Origin of the sequence: Burkholderia dolosa (assembly GCF_902499135.1) — a bacterium.
GTDB classification, from domain to species: domain Bacteria; phylum Pseudomonadota; class Gammaproteobacteria; order Burkholderiales; family Burkholderiaceae; genus Burkholderia; species Burkholderia dolosa.
In genome coordinates this window covers 1-3,210 of sequence record NZ_CABVPR010000132.1, presented here as the reverse complement: position 1 = coordinate 3,210, position 3,210 = coordinate 1, and the positions used below count along the sequence as shown (strand labels likewise).

4 protein-coding genes are annotated in these 3,210 nt (G+C 72.9%); all 4 read left to right on the top strand.

What is annotated here, in order from left to right; translation table 11 throughout:
• Positions 1 to 681: SctK family type III secretion system sorting platform protein (locus tag BUB20358_RS27765; protein ID WP_437340535.1), on the top strand; the 681-nt coding region annotated here is incomplete at its 5' end.
• On the top strand, positions 663 to 1,292 hold the full coding sequence (gene sctL, locus BUB20358_RS27760; RefSeq protein WP_035974392.1) for a type III secretion system stator protein SctL: 630 nt from the start codon (positions 663 to 665) through the stop codon (positions 1,290 to 1,292). The genes BUB20358_RS27765 and sctL, both read left to right, overlap by 19 nt.
• Positions 1,289 to 2,668, top strand: coding sequence for a type III secretion system ATPase SctN (gene sctN / locus BUB20358_RS27755; protein WP_035974390.1), 1,380 nt, complete (start codon positions 1,289 to 1,291; stop codon positions 2,666 to 2,668). Before sctL ends, sctN begins: the two co-directional genes overlap by 4 nt.
• Positions 2,661 to 3,210 (top strand): hypothetical protein (locus BUB20358_RS27750; protein ID WP_174905175.1); only part of this gene is annotated, 550 nt, incomplete at its 3' end. The genes sctN and BUB20358_RS27750, both read left to right, overlap by 8 nt.

The window sequence follows — 3,210 nt, the reverse complement described above, 5'->3', positions numbered from 1 at the left end:
CTGCAGCCGCTCGCGCCGCCGCCGGCCGCGCGGCGCGCGGCGTTCCACGCGCTCGTCTGCGATTTCAATCTGCGGCCCGACCGCTATCTGCACGTGACGCGCGTGCCGGCCGACTGGCCCGCGCGCTACCGGTCGCCGGACGCGTTCGGCGCGGCCGGCCGCAAGCTGCTCGCGCGATATCTGCTCGATGCGAACGGCGTGGGCGACCGGCACGACTTCGACGTCGCGAGCCCGTGCGCGCGGCTCGCGCTGCTGCCCGGCGCCGCGCTCGAGCAGCTCGCGTCGTATGCGGGGCTGCTGCTGCATCGCGGCTGGCTGCGCAACGCGCTCGGCGTGCGCCGCGTGCGGGCGGAAGTCGCCGCGAAGCTCGGCGGCGATGCGCTCGAGCTCGCGCTCGAACGTGCGCCGGAATTCGACGCGCTCGCCGAAACGCTCGAGCCGTGGCGCGCCGATCCGGCCGCGCTGCCGGTCGTGATCCGCGCGCGCGGCGGGCGGCTGCTCGCCGACTTCATCGGCGTGGCGGGCGACGCGGTCGCGCGGCGCGTGCGGCTGAAGTTCAATCGCGCGATCGACGACGAAGCGCCGTACTGGCTGAACCGCGCGCAGCGCGACCAGTTCGGCGAACTGCTGTTCCTGTTTCTGATTCCCGAGAGGCTCGCGTCATGGGACTGGCTTTTCTGATCACGAGCGACAACCTGCAGCTGCTGTCCGAGCGCAAGGTGCTCAAGGAGCGCGAATACGCGGCGCTGCTCGATGCGTCCGCGGTGATCGCGACCGCGCGCGACGAGGCCGCCCGCATCGTCGCCGATGCGCAGCGCGAATTCGACAAGCGGCAGGCGGCCGGCTACGACGAAGGGATGCGCCGCGCGCAGCGCGAGCATGCGGCGCAGACCTACACGCACGCGCTCGCCGCCGCGCGCACGATGGAATCGATGAAGGACGCGATGGCCGAGATCGTCGTGAAGGCCGTGCGCGCGATCGTCGGCGAGATGAGCACGCAGAAGCTGTACGAAGCCGCGCTCGCGCGGATCGTGCCGCTCGTGCGCGACGAGGCGTTCCTGATCGTGCGCGTCGCGCCGGGCCGCCAGGACGAGATGCGCGATGCGCTCGACGGCGCGTTCGCCGGACAGTCGAACCGGCAGAAGATCCGCATCGTCGAGGACGCGCAGCTCGAGCGCCACGCGTGCACGGTCGAGACGCCGTCCGGCCGCATCGACGCGAGCCTCGACCTGCAGATCGACGCGCTGCGCCAGGCGATCCGCCGCGACGCGCTGAAGGGCGCCGCACGATGAACGCGCCGCTCGACGATCCGCAGCCGTTCGGCGGCGGCGACGACGACGTGCCGTTCGACCGCGGCCGTCTGGTCGGCGATCTCGATGCGGGGCTCGCGTTCTTCTCGCCGGTGTCCGTGCAGGGCCGCGTCAATCACGCGGTCGGGCAGATCCTGAACGCGACGGGCATCCGCGCGCGGCTCGGCGAGATCTGCGAGCTGCGCACGCCGAACCAGCCGACGCTGCTCGCCGAAGTGGTGGGCTTCTCGCGGCAGACGACGCTGCTCACGCCGCTCGGCGACGTGGCCGGCCTGTCGCCGGAGACGACCGTCGTGCCGTCCGGGCGCGAGCACGTGTTTCCGGTCGGCGACGCGCTGTTCGGCCGCGTGCTCGACGGCCTCGGCCGGCCGCTCGACGATCGCGGGCCGGTGACCGGCGCGACCTGGGTATCGACGCAGCAGGATCCGCCGAATCCGCTCGCGCGCCGGATGATCGACACGCCGTTTCCGACCGGCGTGCGCGTGATCGACGGGCTGATGACGCTCGGCGTCGGGCAGCGCGTCGGCATCTTCGCGCCGTCCGGCGTCGGCAAGAGCACGCTGCTCGGGATGATCGCGCGCGGCGCGCAGGCCGACGTGAACGTGATCGCGCTCGTCGGCGAACGCGGGCGCGAAGTGCGCGAGTTCATCGAGCATTCGCTGTCGCCGGACGTGCGCGCGCGCTCGATCGTCGTCGTGTCGACGTCGGACCGGCCGGCGATGGAGCGCGTGAAATCGGCGCTCGTCGCGACCGCGATCGCCGAGCATTTCCGCGATGCGGGCAAGCGCGTGCTGCTGCTCGTCGATTCGCTGACGCGCTTCGCGCGCGCGCAGCGCGAAGTCGGCCTCGCGAGCGGCGAGCCGCCGACGCGCCGCAGCTTTCCGCCGTCGACGTTCGCGGTGCTGCCGAGGCTGCTCGAGCGCGCGGGGCAGGGCGCGACCGGATCGATCACCGCGCTGTACACGGTGCTCGTCGAAGGCGACGAGGAATCCGATCCGATCGCGGAGGAAGTGCGCTCGATCCTCGACGGCCATATCGTGCTGTCGCGCAAGATCGCGCTCGCGAACCGCTATCCGGCGATCGACGTGCTCGCGAGCCTGTCGCGCGTGATGCCGCTCGTCGCGAGCCGCGCGCATCAGCAGGCGGCCGCGCGCGTGCGCGAGCTGATCGCGAAGTATCAGGAAATCGAGCTGCTCGTGCAGATCGGCGAGTATCGCGAAGGCAGCGACCGGCTCGGCGATCTCGCGCTGCGCGCGCGCGACGCGATCGGCGCGTTCTGCGCGCAGGCGCAGCACGAGGACGTGCGCTTCGACGCGCTGCTCGCGAAGCTGACGAGGCTGGCGAACGATCATGTCTGAAGCCGACGACCGCCGTGTGCTCGCGACGCTCGCGCGCCTGAAGCGCGTGCGCGAGATGCGCAGCCAGATCGCGCGCGTCGCGGCCGCGCGGCAGCAGCACGTCGCCGCGCAGAGCCGCCGCGCGCTCGACGCCGCGCACGCGCAGCTCGCGCAGCAGCTCGCCGCGAAGGCGGCGATCCAGACGCGGCTCGCCGACGACGTGCGCGAGGCGCGCGCGCTGCAGAACGCGGCGTCCGACACGCGCACGTTCGATCGGCACATCGGCGCGGCGAACGCGTCGGTGAGCGAAGCCGCGCACATGCATCGCGGCCACGAAGCGACGCTTGCCGAGCTGCAGCGCGCGGCGCGCAAGGCGAAGGCCGCGGAGGACAAGCTCGACAAGGCCGGCGAAAAGGCGCTGCATGCGCGCGCGGCGCGCGTCGAGCGCGACGCGGACGAGATCGCCGACGCGTACGCGGTGCGGCGCTTCGCGACGGCCGGCGTCTGGGCGGCCGACGCCGGTCATGTCGCGCATGCGGGCGACGGCGGCGGCCACGCGGGCG

Excerpts from the sequence above, each read along its gene's own strand:
- sctL (WP_035974392.1), top strand. The coding sequence starts at position 663 with ATGGGACTGGCTTTTCTGATCACGAGCGACAACCTGCAGCTGCTGTCC.
- sctN (WP_035974390.1), top strand. The coding sequence starts at position 1,289 with ATGAACGCGCCGCTCGACGATCCGCAGCCGTTCGGCGGCGGCGACGAC.